The sequence below is a fragment of the Delftia sp. DLF01 genome, from assembly GCF_014852125.1.
Classification (GTDB): Bacteria; Pseudomonadota; Gammaproteobacteria; order Burkholderiales; family Burkholderiaceae_C; genus Comamonas; species Comamonas acidovorans.
Map to the genome: position 1 here is coordinate 272,793 of NZ_JACVAZ010000007.1, position 14,419 is coordinate 287,211.

Annotated in this window: 14 protein-coding genes and 1 tRNA gene; 8 read left to right on the forward strand and 7 right to left on the reverse strand. The window is 65.8% G+C overall.

Annotated elements, in window-relative coordinates; all coding sequences use genetic code 11:
• Window positions 1-34: 34 nt before the first annotated feature.
• Window positions 35-1,369: a DUF2325 domain-containing protein gene (locus IB269_RS28480; protein ID WP_192368902.1), complete on the reverse strand. Its 1,335-nt coding sequence runs from the start codon at window positions 1,367-1,369 to the stop codon at window positions 35-37.
• A 166-nt stretch (window positions 1,370-1,535) separates the two neighbouring features.
• Here IB269_RS28480 and IB269_RS28485 point away from each other — a divergent pair, with 166 nt between their 5' ends.
• Complete coding sequence (locus IB269_RS28485) at window positions 1,536-2,207, forward strand: HAD family hydrolase (protein ID WP_192368903.1); 672 nt, start codon at window positions 1,536-1,538, stop codon at window positions 2,205-2,207.
• 28 nt (window positions 2,208-2,235) lie between these two features.
• Here the strand turns inward: IB269_RS28485 and IB269_RS28490 are convergent, their stop codons facing one another.
• Complete coding sequence (locus IB269_RS28490) at window positions 2,236-2,991, reverse strand: sulfite exporter TauE/SafE family protein (protein ID WP_225614328.1); 756 nt, start codon at window positions 2,989-2,991, stop codon at window positions 2,236-2,238.
• Window positions 2,992-3,117: 126 nt separating this feature from the next.
• Here IB269_RS28490 and IB269_RS28495 point away from each other — a divergent pair, with 126 nt between their 5' ends.
• Window positions 3,118-4,086, forward strand: coding sequence for a LysR family transcriptional regulator (locus IB269_RS28495; RefSeq protein WP_192368904.1), 969 nt, complete (start codon window positions 3,118-3,120; stop codon window positions 4,084-4,086).
• Here IB269_RS28495 and IB269_RS28500 read toward each other — a convergent pair.
• The 5 genes from IB269_RS28500 to IB269_RS28520 form a co-directional block, all read right to left on the reverse strand.
• Window positions 4,077-4,946 carry a zinc-dependent peptidase gene (locus IB269_RS28500; protein ID WP_043823793.1) on the reverse strand — a complete coding sequence of 290 codons (870 nt, stop codon included), beginning with the start codon at window positions 4,944-4,946 and terminating at the stop codon, window positions 4,077-4,079. The genes IB269_RS28495 and IB269_RS28500 overlap by 10 nt on opposite strands.
• Complete coding sequence (locus IB269_RS28505) at window positions 4,943-5,791, reverse strand: UDP-2,3-diacylglucosamine diphosphatase (protein WP_192368905.1); 849 nt, start codon at window positions 5,789-5,791, stop codon at window positions 4,943-4,945. The genes IB269_RS28500 and IB269_RS28505 overlap by 4 nt, the downstream gene beginning before the upstream one ends.
• A 164-nt stretch (window positions 5,792-5,955) precedes the next feature.
• Entirely contained in the window at window positions 5,956-6,462 is a 507-nt protein-coding gene (locus tag IB269_RS28510) for a peptidylprolyl isomerase (protein WP_034391586.1), read from the reverse strand.
• Window positions 6,463-6,519: 57 nt separating this feature from the next.
• Window positions 6,520-7,107 carry a peptidylprolyl isomerase gene (locus IB269_RS28515; RefSeq protein WP_013803375.1) on the reverse strand — a complete coding sequence of 196 codons (588 nt, stop codon included), beginning with the start codon at window positions 7,105-7,107 and terminating at the stop codon, window positions 6,520-6,522.
• Window positions 7,108-7,251: 144 nt separating this feature from the next.
• Window positions 7,252-7,785: a tetratricopeptide repeat protein gene (locus IB269_RS28520; RefSeq protein ID WP_192368906.1), complete on the reverse strand. Its 534-nt coding sequence runs from the start codon at window positions 7,783-7,785 to the stop codon at window positions 7,252-7,254.
• Window positions 7,786-7,989: 204 nt separating this feature from the next.
• On the opposite strand from IB269_RS28520, the gene cysS reads away from it, so the two are divergent.
• From cysS to IB269_RS28550, 6 genes are all read left to right on the forward strand, one after another.
• Window positions 7,990-9,375 (forward strand): cysteine--tRNA ligase, encoded by a 1,386-nt coding sequence (gene cysS, locus IB269_RS28525; protein ID WP_192368907.1) that lies wholly within the window; start codon window positions 7,990-7,992, stop codon window positions 9,373-9,375.
• 49 nt (window positions 9,376-9,424) lie between these two features.
• A complete protein-coding gene (locus IB269_RS28530; RefSeq protein ID WP_034391589.1) occupies window positions 9,425-10,234 on the forward strand; it encodes a DNA-3-methyladenine glycosylase family protein in 810 nt (269 codons plus the stop codon).
• A gap of 83 nt (window positions 10,235-10,317) precedes the next feature.
• Window positions 10,318-11,295 carry an acetyl-CoA carboxylase carboxyltransferase subunit alpha gene (locus tag IB269_RS28535; protein ID WP_012204428.1) on the forward strand — a complete coding sequence of 326 codons (978 nt, stop codon included), beginning with the start codon at window positions 10,318-10,320 and terminating at the stop codon, window positions 11,293-11,295.
• A gap of 126 nt (window positions 11,296-11,421) precedes the next feature.
• Window positions 11,422-12,429 (forward strand): tRNA lysidine(34) synthetase TilS, encoded by a 1,008-nt coding sequence (gene tilS, locus IB269_RS28540; RefSeq protein ID WP_192368917.1) that lies wholly within the window; start codon window positions 11,422-11,424, stop codon window positions 12,427-12,429.
• A 178-nt stretch (window positions 12,430-12,607) separates the two neighbouring features.
• The gene (locus tag IB269_RS28545) at window positions 12,608-13,873 is read left to right on the forward strand and encodes an aspartate kinase (protein ID WP_012204430.1); all 1,266 of its coding nucleotides are present in this window, start codon (window positions 12,608-12,610) and stop codon (window positions 13,871-13,873) included.
• Between the two features lie 53 nt (window positions 13,874-13,926).
• Window positions 13,927-14,019, forward strand: a tRNA-Ser gene (locus IB269_RS28550).
• The last annotated feature ends 400 nt before the right edge of the window (window positions 14,020-14,419 follow it).

Sequence of the window (14,419 nt, forward strand, 5' to 3'; positions counted from 1 at the left end):
AGGCCCGGCGCTGGGCCCGCGCCACGCGGCACCATCAACCGTGGCGCAGGCAAAAGTGTGATGCGCTGGTGGTGCGGGTTCCCGCGTCGGGCGGTGCCAACTCGCGCGCCACGGTGGCCGCGAAGCTGGCCAGGCTGGCCGTGCGCAGCGCGATGAAGGGCACGCCATGCCGCTCGCTGAGGCGCTTGAGGTTGACCACGGAATCATGGTCCACGCAGTCCACGGGGAACACCACCAGGTCGACGCGGGGCAGCTGCGCGGCCAGCAGGCCCTTGCGCGTCTCCAGTCCGCCGTCGTGGTGCAGGAACTCGCCGCCATGGCGCTGTACATGGTCGCGTATGGCGGGAGTGGAGCTGGGGCGCCCGCCCACGTAGAGCAGCTTGCGGCCCTGCAGCGCCTGCTGCTGCGCGGCATCGGGGGCCTGGGGCTGGGTGGCGGCGCGATGCAGCTCCTTTTCGGCGGCGGCCAGTTCCTCGGCCAGCCATTGCACGCGCTGCTGCAATTGCTCGGCCATCTGCTGCAGGCGGTCAGCCTCGGCCCAGGCCTGTTCGGCAGCGCGTTCTGCACGCTCGCGCCGTTCGGTGTGCATGCCCACCAGGGCGCTGGCATCGTCGGGGCGGGTCTCGCCTCCAGGGGCTGCCCCTGTCCTGAGTTGCGACAGGCGGGCTTCGAAGTCCAGGGACTGCTGGCGCAGCTGGCTGGCCAGCGCATCACGTTCGAGCTGGGATTGGTGGTGGCGCTGGCGTTCGCGTTCCAGCTTGTCCTGCAGTTCCAGGTTTTCCTTTTCCAGTGCCACGAAGCGCTTGAGTTCATGCCGGTTGGCCGATCCCATCAGGTGCGACAGCATGTGCACCTCGCCAAAGGCCATTTGCCGCAGCGCAAAGCTGGTGCACTTGTGCGTGAGCAGGGCCCAGTACGCTCCCGGAGTCTCGCCCTGCTGCCAGGCCTGCTTCCACGCGACCTCCAGTTCAGCCTCGTCCTGGGCGGCGGCAAAGCCCTTGATCACGGCGGCATGGCGCTGGTCCAGCGCCTTGTGGATGGCCTTGGACAGGTCGCCGTTCTCATGCGCCAGGCCCACGGCCTGGTGGTGCAGTTCCAGGTCGGTCTTGCCCTTGATATCCATGTGCCTGCCCATCAGCTTGCGCAGCTCGGCCGGGCTCAGGCAGGTGCCTATCACCGAGCAGTGCAGATGCGTGTCCAGCTGGTAGAGCCGGGTGCGCGCCTGGGCGTGCGCTGCGCCGCCATGCTCTTCGCGGACATGGTCGTGCCCGCAGCACTGGCCGTCCCCGGACTGCAACGCGCCTGCCGACACGGCGGCGCCCAGGGCGGCCATGCCGCCTGCGCTGAGTTTGAAGGGGGGCGTCAACATCGGAAGGCCTCTCATGGATGGGCTGGTGCAGTTCGTAATATATGATGAAGCATAGCGCGGCGTCCATGAAGACTGCAAAGTTGACCGAGGCTTCGGTCCGGGTGCGCGGCATGCTCTGGCTGCACCGCAGCATTCGCGGAGCGGTCATCCAGGATTTTTCCCTGCCATGCATATCTACATCTTCGACATAGACGGAACCCTCACGGACAGCGTTGCCGCGCACCAGCGCTGCTTTGGAGCAGCCTTTCGCGCCATTGGCATGCGGGAGGTGGACGAGAACTGGGGCGGCTACCGCCACCACACGGATTCAGGCATCTTTCGCGAAGCCTTCGCGCGCGCCCACGGCCGCGAAGCGTCCGTCGAGGACGAGGCCCGCTTTGTCAGCGCCCTGGTCCGGGAATGGGAAAAGGTTCCTGCCCAGGTGCAGGAGATTGCCGGCGCCGCGGACTTCATGGCCAAGCTGGCCGAGTCCGGCCAGATACGGTTTGCCTTTGCCACGGGTTCCTATCGGCATTTGGCGCAAGCCAAGCTGGCGGCGGCGTGCATTGCCTGCCCCGAGCGCTTGCTGGTGACAGCCAGCGAATTCGCCACGCGCGAGGAAATCGTCAGCGCAGCCATCTCCGCCGCCAGCGCTGGCCGAGATGCATCGCAGATCACATCGGTCGTGTCCTTCGGCGACGGGCTTTGGGATCTGCACACCGCAAGGCAACTGCAGCTGCAATTCGTGGGTGTGGGCGCGGGTGCCAAGGCAGAACTGCTGAGGAGCGCGGGAGCCGAGGTGGTCGCCACGGACTTCCGCCACCTGGTCCACATGCTGTCCGTGCCCGAGACGGTCTAGGTGCTGGTGGTCTGAAGGGGGCTTGGGCTCAGGCCACGCGCTGCAAAAGTACGGGCACGGAAGACGCCAGCAGGGCCACGCCGGACAGGCACAGCAGGCCCAGCACGATCTGCCGGAACCGTGCCTCGCTGATACCGATATAGAGCCTGGAGCCCAGCAGCGATGGAATGAGCATGGCCGGCGCCACGATGGCGAACAGCGGCAGCATGCTGCGCGTGACCATGCCGGTGCCCAGGTAGGTGGCCATGGTCACGGCCAGCATGGACAGGTTGAAGTTCTGGATGACGGAGCGCTGCTCATCCTTGGGGTAGCCGCGCAGCGTGCACCACAGCGTGGGCAGCGTGCCCGTGAAGCCGCCCAGTCCGCCCATGACGCCGCCAGCCAGGCCCACGGCACCATCGGCCACCCGGCCGCCGCGCGCCAGCCTGGGCAGCCGGGCCGACAGCAGCATCACCGGGCACCACAGCACCAGCATGCCGCCCAGCAGGGCCTTGAACCAGGCCATGTCCAGGTGCGGCAGCAGCAAGACGCCCAGCGGAATGCCGGCAAGACCGCCCAGGATGAAGGGCAGCAGCTTTGCCAGCGCAAACCCGCGCCGCACGGTGATGGCCGACAGCACCTGGCCCAGCAGCGAGCCGAAGACGGTGAGCACGGCCGCATCGCGCGGCTCCAGCACCCAGGCCCAGAACGACATGGCCACCATGCCGAAGGCAAAGCCTGACAGGCCCTGCACGAATCCGGCCGCCGCCGCGCCCAGCGCGATGATGAAAAACATGCCATCCATGGTCTGCCTGGTCCTTTCGTTTTGGGTGTGCAAGACGCAGGAATTCTGGAACGCATGCATAAGCAGAAATTCGTTTGTTTTTATTGTTCAATATGGTTTTGCTTATGCCGCACCACGCCTGAATCCATGCCGCAAAACCGCACTGCATCGACCGCTGCCCAACTGGCCCACCGCATGGCCACGCGCCTGAAGATGAAGCATTTGCTGCTGCTGCGCTCCATCAGCGAGCTGGGCACGCTGACCCGCGTGGCCGAGCGCATGGCCACCAGCCAGCCCGCCGTGACCCAGGCCCTGGCCGAGCTGGAGTCATTGTTCGGCGCGCCGCTGTTCCTGCGTTCTGCGCGCGGCATGGAGCCTACGGAGCTGGGCGCGCTGGTGCTGGCGCGCGCCCGGGGCATGCTGGCCGATCTGGACCATTGGGCCTACGACATCGAGGCCGTGGGGCAGCAGCGTGCGGCGCACCTGCAGGTGGGTGTCATCCCCTTCCTGCCGGCGCGCATGCTGGCCGATGCCATCGGCAGGACGCGGCCGCAAGGCCGGCGCATCACGGTCACGCTGCATGAGGACACCAGCGACCGCCTGCTGCAAAAGTTGCGCGCGCATGAGCTGGACTGCGTGATTGGCCGCGCCTCGGCCGTGCTGGACATGAGCGGCATACGGCACAGCGTGCTTTATGAGCAGGAGCCTCGCCTGATCGCCCACCGCAGCCTGGCCACGCGGCTGGGGCGCCGACCTCTGCAATGGGCCGAACTCACGGGGCTTGACTGGGTGCTGGGCCAGCGCCGCACGCCCATGCGCGAGCAGATCACCGACTTTTTTCTGCGCGCGGGCGTGGAGCCGCCGCCGCCGTTTGTGGAAACGCTCTCGGCCAAGGTGATCGGCGAACTGGTGGCGGCCAATGAGCGGGCCGTGTCCATCGTGCCGGCCGACATTGCCGAGGAACTGGTGCGCATCGCGGGCGTGGGCATCGTGCGCCACCGTTTTGGCTGGACCCTGCCACCCATCACCCTGTTCGAGCGCAAGGCGGGCGGGCAGTACGAGGAGCAGCGCCTGTTCGCCCAGGCCCTGAAGGAGGTTTGCTCCGATCAGGATTGACTGGTGGCCGGCTTGAAGAGCGCAGCCAGCAGCGGCGCCAGCGTGGGAAATTCCAGGGCAAAGCGGGCGCGGTCCACGAAGAAGGCCTCGCAGGCCACGGCGAAGAATTCGGCGGGCGCCGTGGCGCCATAGCCGTCCAGCCAGGGCCATTCGCCACCAAAGCGCTCGGCGATGGTGATCTGCTCACGGAAGGCGTCGTAGGCCGGTGCCCAGGCGGCCTGCCATATCTCGCGGGCCTGGCGCGCGGAGCTGCTGCCCATGAAGCCCGGCGGCAGGGGCGGGCAGCCGTCGGCACCGCCGTTGCGCATGTCGATCTTGTGGGCGAATTCATGGATCACCACGTTGGCTACCTGGCCGCCGTGGCCATGGTGGCTGGCATGCGGCCCGCGGCCTGCGCCAATGGCCTGCCAACTGAGCATGACGGGGCCGCCATGCATGGCCTCGCCCATGATCACTTCGTCGTAGTCATGGATGACGCCGGCCTCGTCCATGCTCTGGCGCCGTGCCACGGCATCGCCCGGGTGCACCACGATGCCGACAAAGTCGTCATACCAGGACAGCGCGCCCTGCGGCTCGCCCCAGTGCAGCAGGGGCAGGCAGGCCTGGGCGGCAATCTCCAGGGCCATGGCATCGCTCACTTGCAGGCCGTGGGCGCCGTGGAAGCGCTTGCGCTGCAGGAAGACGGCGGCCAGGGCGCGCAGCTTGGATTGCTCCTCCAGCGTCAGCGACGCGAGAAAAGGGTAGGCGGCCAGCGTGGACAGCCACAGCGGCGCGGGAATCTCGGGCACCGGCGACACCGTGGAGCGTGCGCGGCGGCCCAGTCTGCGGACCCAGCGGCCCAGGTGTTGCCAAAGGCTCATGGCGGGCTGGCCTGTTCAAGAACGTCGGACAGCGGCAGGCGCTGCAGGCCCATGCCGCGCTCCCAGCGCAGCACCTCGGCGCGGGGCACGGGCGCCGCCAGATCCCAGTCGCTGAGCACGATGCGCCGCAGGCCATCGCCCAGGTCATGGTCGGCCGGGCGGTGCGTGTGGCCGTGGATCAGGGTGGCGGCACCTGCGGCATGCAGCCAGCTGCGCGTGGCCTGCGCGTCAAGGTCGGCATAGGTGGGCATGGCGGCGCCATGGCCGTCCGATTCCCGCTTGCGCGACTCGCTCTCCTGCCGAATGCCGCGTGCCTGGTCGCGGCGCACCTGCAGCGGCTGGGCCAGGAAGCCGGCCTGCCAGGCCGCCGAGCGGGCCATGGCGCGAAAGCGCTGGTAGTCCACATCGTCCAGGCACAGGGCATCGCCATGGCTGAGCAGGATGCGCTGGTCGCCGCAGTCAAGCACGGTGGGATCGGTCAGGGTGGTCGTGCCGCACAGCGCATCGAACTGCGCGCCGGTCAGGAAGTCGCGGTTGCCCTGCATGAAGAACAGCGGCGTGCGGGTGGCTGCCGCGCGCATGGCGGTGGCGCATTCGGCCTCGAAGCTGCCCGGCTCCAGCAGGGCGTCGTCACCCACCCAGACCTCGAACAGGTCGCCCAGCAGAAAGACGGCATCGGCCCGCGTGGCGGCCAGGTAGTTCCGGAAGGCCTGCACGGTGGCGGGCTCGCTGGCCTGCAGGTGCAGGTCCGAGATGAACTCCAGCGTGCGCCAGCCCGCAGGCAATGTCCACTCGGCCGCAATGGGCGGCACGGGAAGAGGGCGGGGCGCGGCGGTCTGGGCCATGGGACGGGGCACCCGGCAAGGGCGCTGCATGAAGGGCTGTAGGAGCCTTGGGACGGCTCTGGAGCGGGTCTGTTGTCCATGCGCACGGCCTGGTGCCATGCGCATGGACAACAGGGCGGCCGGACCCGAAAGGGCACGGCCGCCCCGTGTGCGCAAGCGCCTGATTACAGGGCCACGGCCTTTTCGATGATCACGTCATCCTTGGGCACGTCCTGGTGGCCGCCGTTGCGGCCGGTCTTCACGCCACGCAGCTTGTCCACGATCTCGGTGCCCTTGATCACCTTGCCGAACACGGCATAGCCCCAGCCCTGTGCGCTGGGCGAGGTGTGGTTCAGGAAGCCGTTGTCGGCCACGTTGATGAAGAACTGGGCGGTGGCCGAGTGCGGGTCGCCGGTACGGGCCATGGCCAGGGTGTACTTGTCGTTCTTCAGGCCGTTCTTGGCCTCGTTCTCGATGGGAGCGTCCGTCTCCTTTTGCTTCATGCCGGGCTCGAAGCCGCCGCCCTGGATCATGAAGCCATCGATGATGCGATGGAAGATGGTGTTGTTGTAGTGGCCCTTGTTCACATAGGCCAGGAAGTTCTCTGCGCTCTTCGGGGCCTTGGCGGCGTCGAGTTCGATGGTGATGACGCCGTGGTCGGCGATGTGGAGTTCGACTTGGGGATTGCTCATGGCGATTCCTTGTTGGATGGAGGGGAAGGGCGTGCCACGCAAGGCGCGGCGCGCGGTTTACTTGACTTCGGTGGCCGAGAGGATGGTCACCGGCTTGGTGGGTACATTCTGGTGCATGCCCTGGTTGCCCGTGGCCACCGTGCGGATTTTGTCCACCACATCCATGCCCTGGACCACGCGGCCGAAGACGGCGTAGCCATGTCCGTCAGGCTTGGGCGCGTTGAGCATGTCGTTGTTCACCACGTTGATGAAGAACTGCGAGGTGGCCGAGTTGGGATTGCCCGTGCGCGCCATGGCGATGGTGCCCCGGTCATTCTTGAGGCCGTTGTCCGCCTCCAGCGGAATCGGTGCGCGCGTGGGCTTTTCCTTGAGGCTGGCATCCATGCCGCCGCCCTGGATCATGAAGCCGTCCATCACGCGATGGAACACCGTGCCGTCATAGTGCTTGTCGCGCACGTACTGCATGAAGTTGGCCACGGTCTTGGGGGCCTTGGCTTCGTTCAGCTCCAGCACGATGTCGCCCATGCTGGTCTTGATCTGCACCTTGGGCGTGGCGTTCTGCGCCATGGCGGGCAGCGCGGTGAAAAGGGAAGCGGCCAGGGCCATGCCGGCCAGGGAAAGCGACGCAATGCGGCGTGTGGTCATGCGAATCTCCTGTGAAAGCCAAAGGGCTGGGGGATGGAGTGGGGAAAACCGGGCAGGTTCCTGCGGGTGCGCGCCAGGCATGGCAAGACCCGATCGACCGCCGCACGCGCGCTGGCGCAAGGGCTGCGCGCGTGGGCCGGGGGCCTACTTGGCGGCGGTGACGGGCGCCAGCAGGTCGCGCAGCAGCTTGAGCTTGGGGCGCACGCTGGCCGCGCGGCCATCCAGGCCTTGCGCCTTGGAGTAGGCCTCGTAGGCCAGGCGGGCATGAATGTCGCCCAGGTTCTCGTAGGCGACGCCGTAGTTGGGGTTGTTGCGCACGGCGGATTCGAGCGCGGAGCGCGCCTTGTCGAGCTGGTTCTGGCCGGCATAGATGACCGCCAGATTGTTGTAGGGCTCGGGCAGCTCGGGGTAGTCCTCGATGAGCTGATTCAGCGCGGCGATGGCCTCGTTTGTTTTGCCGCTGTCGGTCAGTGCAACCGCCTTGAGAAAGCGCATCTGCGGGTCGCGTGCGTTCTTGGCCAGATAGGCATCGGCGCGTGCCAGCGCCTGGGTGCTCTTGCCGTTGCGCAGCAACTGATTCACTTCCGTATAGTCGTCGGCGTGGGCGTGGCCTGTTGCGAGCAGGGCCGCCAGTGCCGCGAGGCGCAGGGCGGAGCGAAACGAGTTGCGTAGAGGCATGTAGGTGCTTTCGGGGCCTCGGGGGAATGCCCCGCGGCGCGGGCTTATACTGCGGTCAATTGTAGCTGAGGGGTGTGCTGGGTCACACGGGCTCTGCGCCTGCCGCTCCTGCTCCCTGCTGAGCATGCCTGCATCGGCGCCAAGGGTCCGGCGGCGCGTGGGACGCGCCCCCTGCAGCGACCCTTTCTCCCCTGATAAACATCCATGAGTTTGCGTATCTACAACACGCTGTCGCGTGCATTGGAAGCGTTTTCGCCAATCGAACCGGGCCATGTGCGCATGTATGTGTGCGGCATGACCGTGTACGACCTGTGTCACCTGGGACACGCACGCTCCATGGTCGCTTTCGATGTGGTGCAGCGCTGGCTGCGTGCCAGCGGCCATCGCGTGACCTATGTGCGCAACATCACCGACATCGATGACAAGATCATCCGTCGCGCCGTCGAGAACGGCGAGACCATCCGCTCGTTGACCGACCGCATGATCGACGCCCTGCACCAGGACGCCGACGCCCTGGGCATCGAGCGCCCCACGCATGAGCCGCGCGCCACCGAATACGTGCCGCAGATGCTGTCCATGATCGGCCGTCTGCAGGACAAGGGCCTGGCCTATCAGGGCACGGATGGCGACGTGAACTTCGCCGTGCGCAAGTTCCCCGGCTACGGCAAGCTGTCGGGCAAGTCGCTGGACGAATTGCAGGCCGGCGAACGCGTGGCCGTGCAGGACGGCAAGCAGGATCCGCTGGACTTCGTGCTGTGGAAAAGCGCCAAGCCCGCCGAGCCGGAAGAGGTCAAGTGGGCCAGCCCCTGGGGCGTGGGCCGTCCCGGCTGGCACATCGAGTGCTCGGCCATGGGCTGCGAGATGCTGGGCGAGAGCTTCGACATCCACGGCGGCGGCGCCGACCTGCAGTTCCCGCACCACGAAAACGAGATCGCCCAGAGCGAAGGCGCGACCGGCAAGCCGTTCTCGCAGGTCTGGATGCACAACGGCTTCATCAACGTGGACAACGAGAAGATGTCCAAGTCGCTGGGCAACTTCTTCACCATCCGCGACGTGCTCAAGGAGTACGACGCCGAGACCGTGCGCTTCTTCGTCGTGCGCAGCCACTACCGCAGCCCGCTGAACTACAGCGACGTGCACCTGAACGACGCACGCGGCGCGCTCAAGCGCCTGTACACGGCGCTGAGCCTGGTCGCGCCTGCCGAGGTTGCCATCGACTGGAATCATCCCGCTGCCGCACGCTTCAAGACGGCCATGGACGAGGACTTCGGCACGCCCGAGGCCGTGGCCGTGCTGTTCGAGCTGGCTGCCGAAGTCAACCGCAGCAAGAGTGCCGAGACGGCGGGCCTGCTCAAGGCCCTGGCCGGCTGCCTGGGGCTGCTGCAGGGCGACCCGCAGGCCTTCCTGCAGGCGGGCACTTCGGAGATGGATGTCGGCGCCATCGAGGCGCAGATTGCCGCACGCGCAGCCGCCAAGGCGGCCAAGGACTGGGCCGAGGCCGACCGCATCCGCAAGGCGCTGCTGGAACAGGGCATCGTGCTCAAGGACTCCCCCGCAGGCACGACCTGGGAGGCAGCCGCAAAGGGCTGATCCGTATGCCTTGCCAGATGTGCCGCGCCAGGTGCGGGGAGGTGCTTTGATGGCCTCCGCCAAACCCCTGGACACCATGGATTTCGAGCAGTTGCCGTTGGTGGCCGATCTGCCCGTGCCCGAACAGCAACCGGCCCCGCTGCCGATGGTGACGCTGGGCGCGCGCGCAGGTTCGGCGCCTGCGGCCGCCGCTGCCGCTGCCTCCGCTCCCAAGGCCAAGATATCCCTGCCCGCGCCGCCTGAGGGCGCCCCGGCCTACTGGGCCGAGGCCTGCCGCCAGCTGGTGCGGCGCGATCGCGTGATGAAGCGCCTGATCCCGCGCTTTGCCCACCTGGCCCTGCAGCCCGGCGGCGATGCCTTCGCCACGCTGGCGCGCTCCATCGTGGGCCAGCAGATCTCGATGAAGGCTGCGCAGACGCTGTGGAACAAGTTCGCGCGCCTGCCCGCCCGCATGGCGCCTGACCTGGTGCTCAAGCTCAAGGTGGACGACATGCGCGCCGTGGGCCTGTCTGCCCGCAAGGTGGACTACCTGGTGGACCTGGCCATGCACTTCACCGAGCACCGCCTGCACCAGGACGACTGGCAGGGCATGAGTGACGAAGCCATCGTGGCCGAGCTCATGTCCATCCGAGGCGTGGGCCGCTGGACCGCCGAGATGTTCCTCATCTTCTACCTGCAGCGGCCCAATGTGCTGCCGCTGGACGATGCAGGCCTGATCTCGGGCATCAGCCAGAACTATTTTTCAGGCGACCCCGTCAGCCGCAGCGAGGCGCGTGAGGTTGCCGAGGCCTGGAAGCCGTGGTGCACCGTGGCGACTTGGTATATTTGGCGCTCGCTCGAACCGCAGCCTGCAGCCTGAAGACAAACCGATCACACCCGATCAACCCCCGTTTTCCGGCCGGAACGCATGCACCGTGCCTGGCTGGGACAAGGAGAAACAAGTTGGCGAAAAAGAACTTTCTGGATTTTGAGCAGCCCATCGCCGAGCTCGAATCCAAAATCGAGGAACTGCGCTACGTGCAGACCGAAAGCGCAGTCGATATCTCGGAAGAGATCGAGCAGCTCAGCAAAAAAAGCCTGCAGCTGACCAAGGACATCTACAGCGACCTCTCGCCCTGGCAGATCACCAAGATCGCGCGCCATACCGAGCGTCCCTACACGCTGGACTATGTGCGCGACTGCTTCACCGACTTCATCGAGATGCACGGCGACCGGCACTTCGCCGACGACCAGTCCATCGTGGGCGGGCTGGCGCGCTTCAATGGCATTTCCTGCATGGTCATCGGCCACCAGAAGGGCCGCGACACCAAGGAGCGCACGCTGCGCAACTTCGGCATGACGCGCCCCGAGGGCTACCGCAAGGCCCTGCGCCTCATGAAGACGGCCGAAAAGTTCGGCCTGCCGGTCTTCACCTTCGTGGACACGCCTGGCGCCTTCCCCGGCATCGAAGCCGAAGAGCGCGGCCAGTCCGAAGCCATTGGCCGCAACATCTACGAAATGGCCCAACTGCAGACCCCCATCATCACCACCGTCATCGGTGAAGGTGGATCGGGCGGCGCCCTGGCCATTGCCGTCGCCGACCAGGTGCTGATGCTGCAATACGCCGTCTACTCCGTGATCAGCCCGGAAGGCTGCGCCTCCATCCTCTGGAAGACCGGCGAAAAGGCCCAGGACGCGGCCGATGCCATGGGCATCACGGCCCACCGCCTCAAGGCCCTGGGCCTGGTGGACAAGATCGTCAACGAGCCCGTGGGCGGCGCCCACCGCGACCCCAAGCAAATGGCAGCTTTCCTCAAGCGCGCGCTGGGCGATGCCTATCGCCAGCTGGCGGACCTCAAGCCCAAGGAACTGCAGGATCGCCGTTACGAGCGCCTGCAAAGCTACGGACGCTTCGCCGACACCAAGGCCGACAACCGCTGAAGGCCTGCGCCACGCTCTGGCACACTGAACGGCTCCCCCTGGGAGCCGTTTGCTTTTTGCGCCAATCCCTGGCCCGCGTCCTGATACCTCTGATCCAAGCCTGTGGAAATTCCGATCACCGACCCGCTGCGCAATGTTCCGGCAGCCGCTCCAGATGCTGCGCCAGGTGCCGCTTTGGACGCGGCCATCCATCGCTTTGCGCCGCAACTGCCGCTGGCCGTGGCCTTCAGCGGCGGTGCGGACTCCACGGCGCTGCTGCTGGCCTGCGCCGAGCGCTGGCCGGGCCAGGTCGTGGCCATCCATGTGCACCACGGTCTGCAGTCGGCGGCCGATGCCTTTGTCGGCCAGTGCGAGAAAGTCTGCGCGCAGCATGCCGTTCCTTTGAAGATTCGCCGCGTGGACGCACGCCACGCGCCGGGCCAGAGTCCTGAGGACGCCGCACGCCAGCTGCGCTACGCAACGCTGATAGAGGCTGCCCGCGAACCCTGGCCTGGGCAGGGCGCTGGCGGAGAGCCCTTGCCGCCCGTTCGCAGCATGGCGCTGGCGCAACATGCGGACGACCAGGTCGAGACGCTGCTGCTGGCCCTGTCTCGCGGCGCCGGTGTGGCCGGGTTGGCTGCCATGCCGGCGCAGTGGAGCAGGGCGGATCTCGAATGGCATCGTCCGCTGCTTGATCTGCCCGGCCAGGTCCTGCGTGACTGGCTTGCGGCGCGTGGCCAGGCGTGGGTGGAAGACCCGACCAATGCCGACGCACGCTATACGCGCAATCGCATCCGCGCCCAGTTGCTACCCGCGCTGCAGCAGGCCTTTCCCCAGTTTCGCGCCACGTTCGCGCGCAGCAGCCGGCATTGCGCCGAGGCGGCCGAGCTTCTGCAGGAGATGGCGCAGGCCGATCTGGCGGCCATCGGCACCCCCCCCGGCATCACCGCCTTGCAAGCGCTGAGCCCCGCGCGCCAGGCCAATGTGCTGCGCCACTGGCTGCGCAGTGTGCATGCCACCACGCCCAGTGCCGCGCAGCTCGATCAGCTGCTCGCGCAGATCGGCGTTTGCCTTACGCGAGGCCACCGCATCCATCTCAAGATGGGGCGGGGTTTTGTGCGGCGCCTGGGGTCGGTGCTCGATTGGTACAATTGACGAGTTTTGGTCCAACTTTGTACGAAAACCGGCGGCGCGCCAAAACCAAACGGCTTGCGCAAGACGGGTCCGGGCGGACATTTCGCTTCATGCGCAGTCCTCTCGAACATCCTGGCTTGCACAGGCATCCCTCTGTCGTACAGCGCCGTGGCAAGCAGTTTCGTCACCCTGATATCCAATGGCACTGATCGTTCATAAATACGGCGGCACCTCGATGGGCTCGACAGAGCGCATCCGCAACGTTGCCAAGCGCGTGGCCAAGTGGGCTCGTGCCGGTCACCAGATGGTGGTCGTCCCCAGCGCCATGAGTGGCGAAACCAACCGTCTGCTGGGTCTGGCCAGCGAGCTGGCTCCCGGCTCGGCCAAAACGGCGTACTACCGTGAACTCGACATGCTGGCCTCCACGGGCGAGCAGGCGTCGTCGGCACTGCTGGCCATTGCGCTGCAGGCCGAAGGCGTGGAAGCCATCAGCTTCTCGGGCTGGCAAGTTCCCGTGCGCACCGATAGCAGCTTCACCAAGGCACGCATCGAGTCCATCGACGACAAGCGCGTTCGCGCCGAACTCGACGCTGGTCGCGTGGTCATCATCACGGGCTTCCAGGGCATCGATCCCAACGGACATGTCACCACGCTGGGCCGTGGCGGCTCCGACACCTCGGCCGTGGCCGTGGCTGCGGCGCTGAAGGCGGCCGAGTGCCTTATCTATACCGACGTGGACGGCGTCTACACCACCGACCCGCGCGTGGTGCAGGCCGCCAAGCGCCTGAACACCGTGAGCTTCGAGGAAATGCTGGAAATGGCCAGCCTCGGCTCCAAGGTGCTGCAGATCCGCTCGGTGGAATTTGCCGGCAAGTACAAGGTGCCCATGCGCGTGCTCTCCAGCTTCACGCCCTGGGACATCGACCTGGAGGAGGAATCCACCTCCGGCACGCTGATTACTTTTGAGGAAGACGAAAAAATGGAAAAGGCCGTCGTATCCGGCATCGCATTCAACCGCGGCGAAGCCAAGATCTCCGTTCTCGGCGTGCCCGACACCCCCGGCATCGCCTACGGCATCCTGGGTCCGGTGGCTGATGCCAACATCGAAGTCGATGTGATCATCCAGAACATCAGCAAGGAAGGCAAAACCGACTTCAGCTTCACCGTCAGCCAGGGCGACTACCAACGCGCCATGGAGCTGCTGCGCGACAAGGTCGTGCCCGCCCTGGGTGCCACCGAAGTCGTCGGCAACCCCAACATCGCCAAGGTCAGCATTGTCGGCATCGGCATGCGCAGCCATGTGGGCGTGGCATCCACCATGTTCCGTGCACTGAGCCAGGAAGGCGTGAACATCCAGATGATCTCCACCTCCGAGATCAAGACCTCCGTCGTCATCGACGAGAAGTACCTGGAGCTGGCCGTGCGCGCCCTGCACACCGCCTTCGGTCTCGACAAGCCGGAATAAAATCATCGTTTTGCCGAAACCGGCAAAAAAGCACGTTACAATAACGTCATTCCGGAAACGTGACCGAGTGGCCGAAGGTGCTCCCCTGCTAAGGGAGTATGGGGTGTAGAGCCTCATCGAGGGTTCGAATCCCTCCGTTTCCGCCAGGATAGAAAAAAGCCACCCGCAAGGGTGGCTTTTTTTATGAGAGGGTTGCTTCGGTGGCCTGATCCGGTGGTTGGGGCTGATGCTCTGGTTGCTGCGGTAGGAATCTTGTTGTTGGCGGGTTGGAAAAACGTGCTACAATGCAAGGCTCTACTGAAGAGAAGCGATGCAGATCGCTAGTGTTGAAAAAATCGAAGAAATTTGATTGCAACGACGCTAAAAACTGTGCTAGAATTCAAGGCTTCGCTGATCGCAGCGAGTCGGAAGTAAAGAAGAAATTCTCTGCTTCGATCCTTAAAAATATACAGCCGATAAGCGTGGGCGTTTGAGGCGAACAGCCAAGTTCTTTGGAACTCGGCTCTTTGAAGCCAAAAACGCTCATGAGAATAGAAGTGAAGTTCA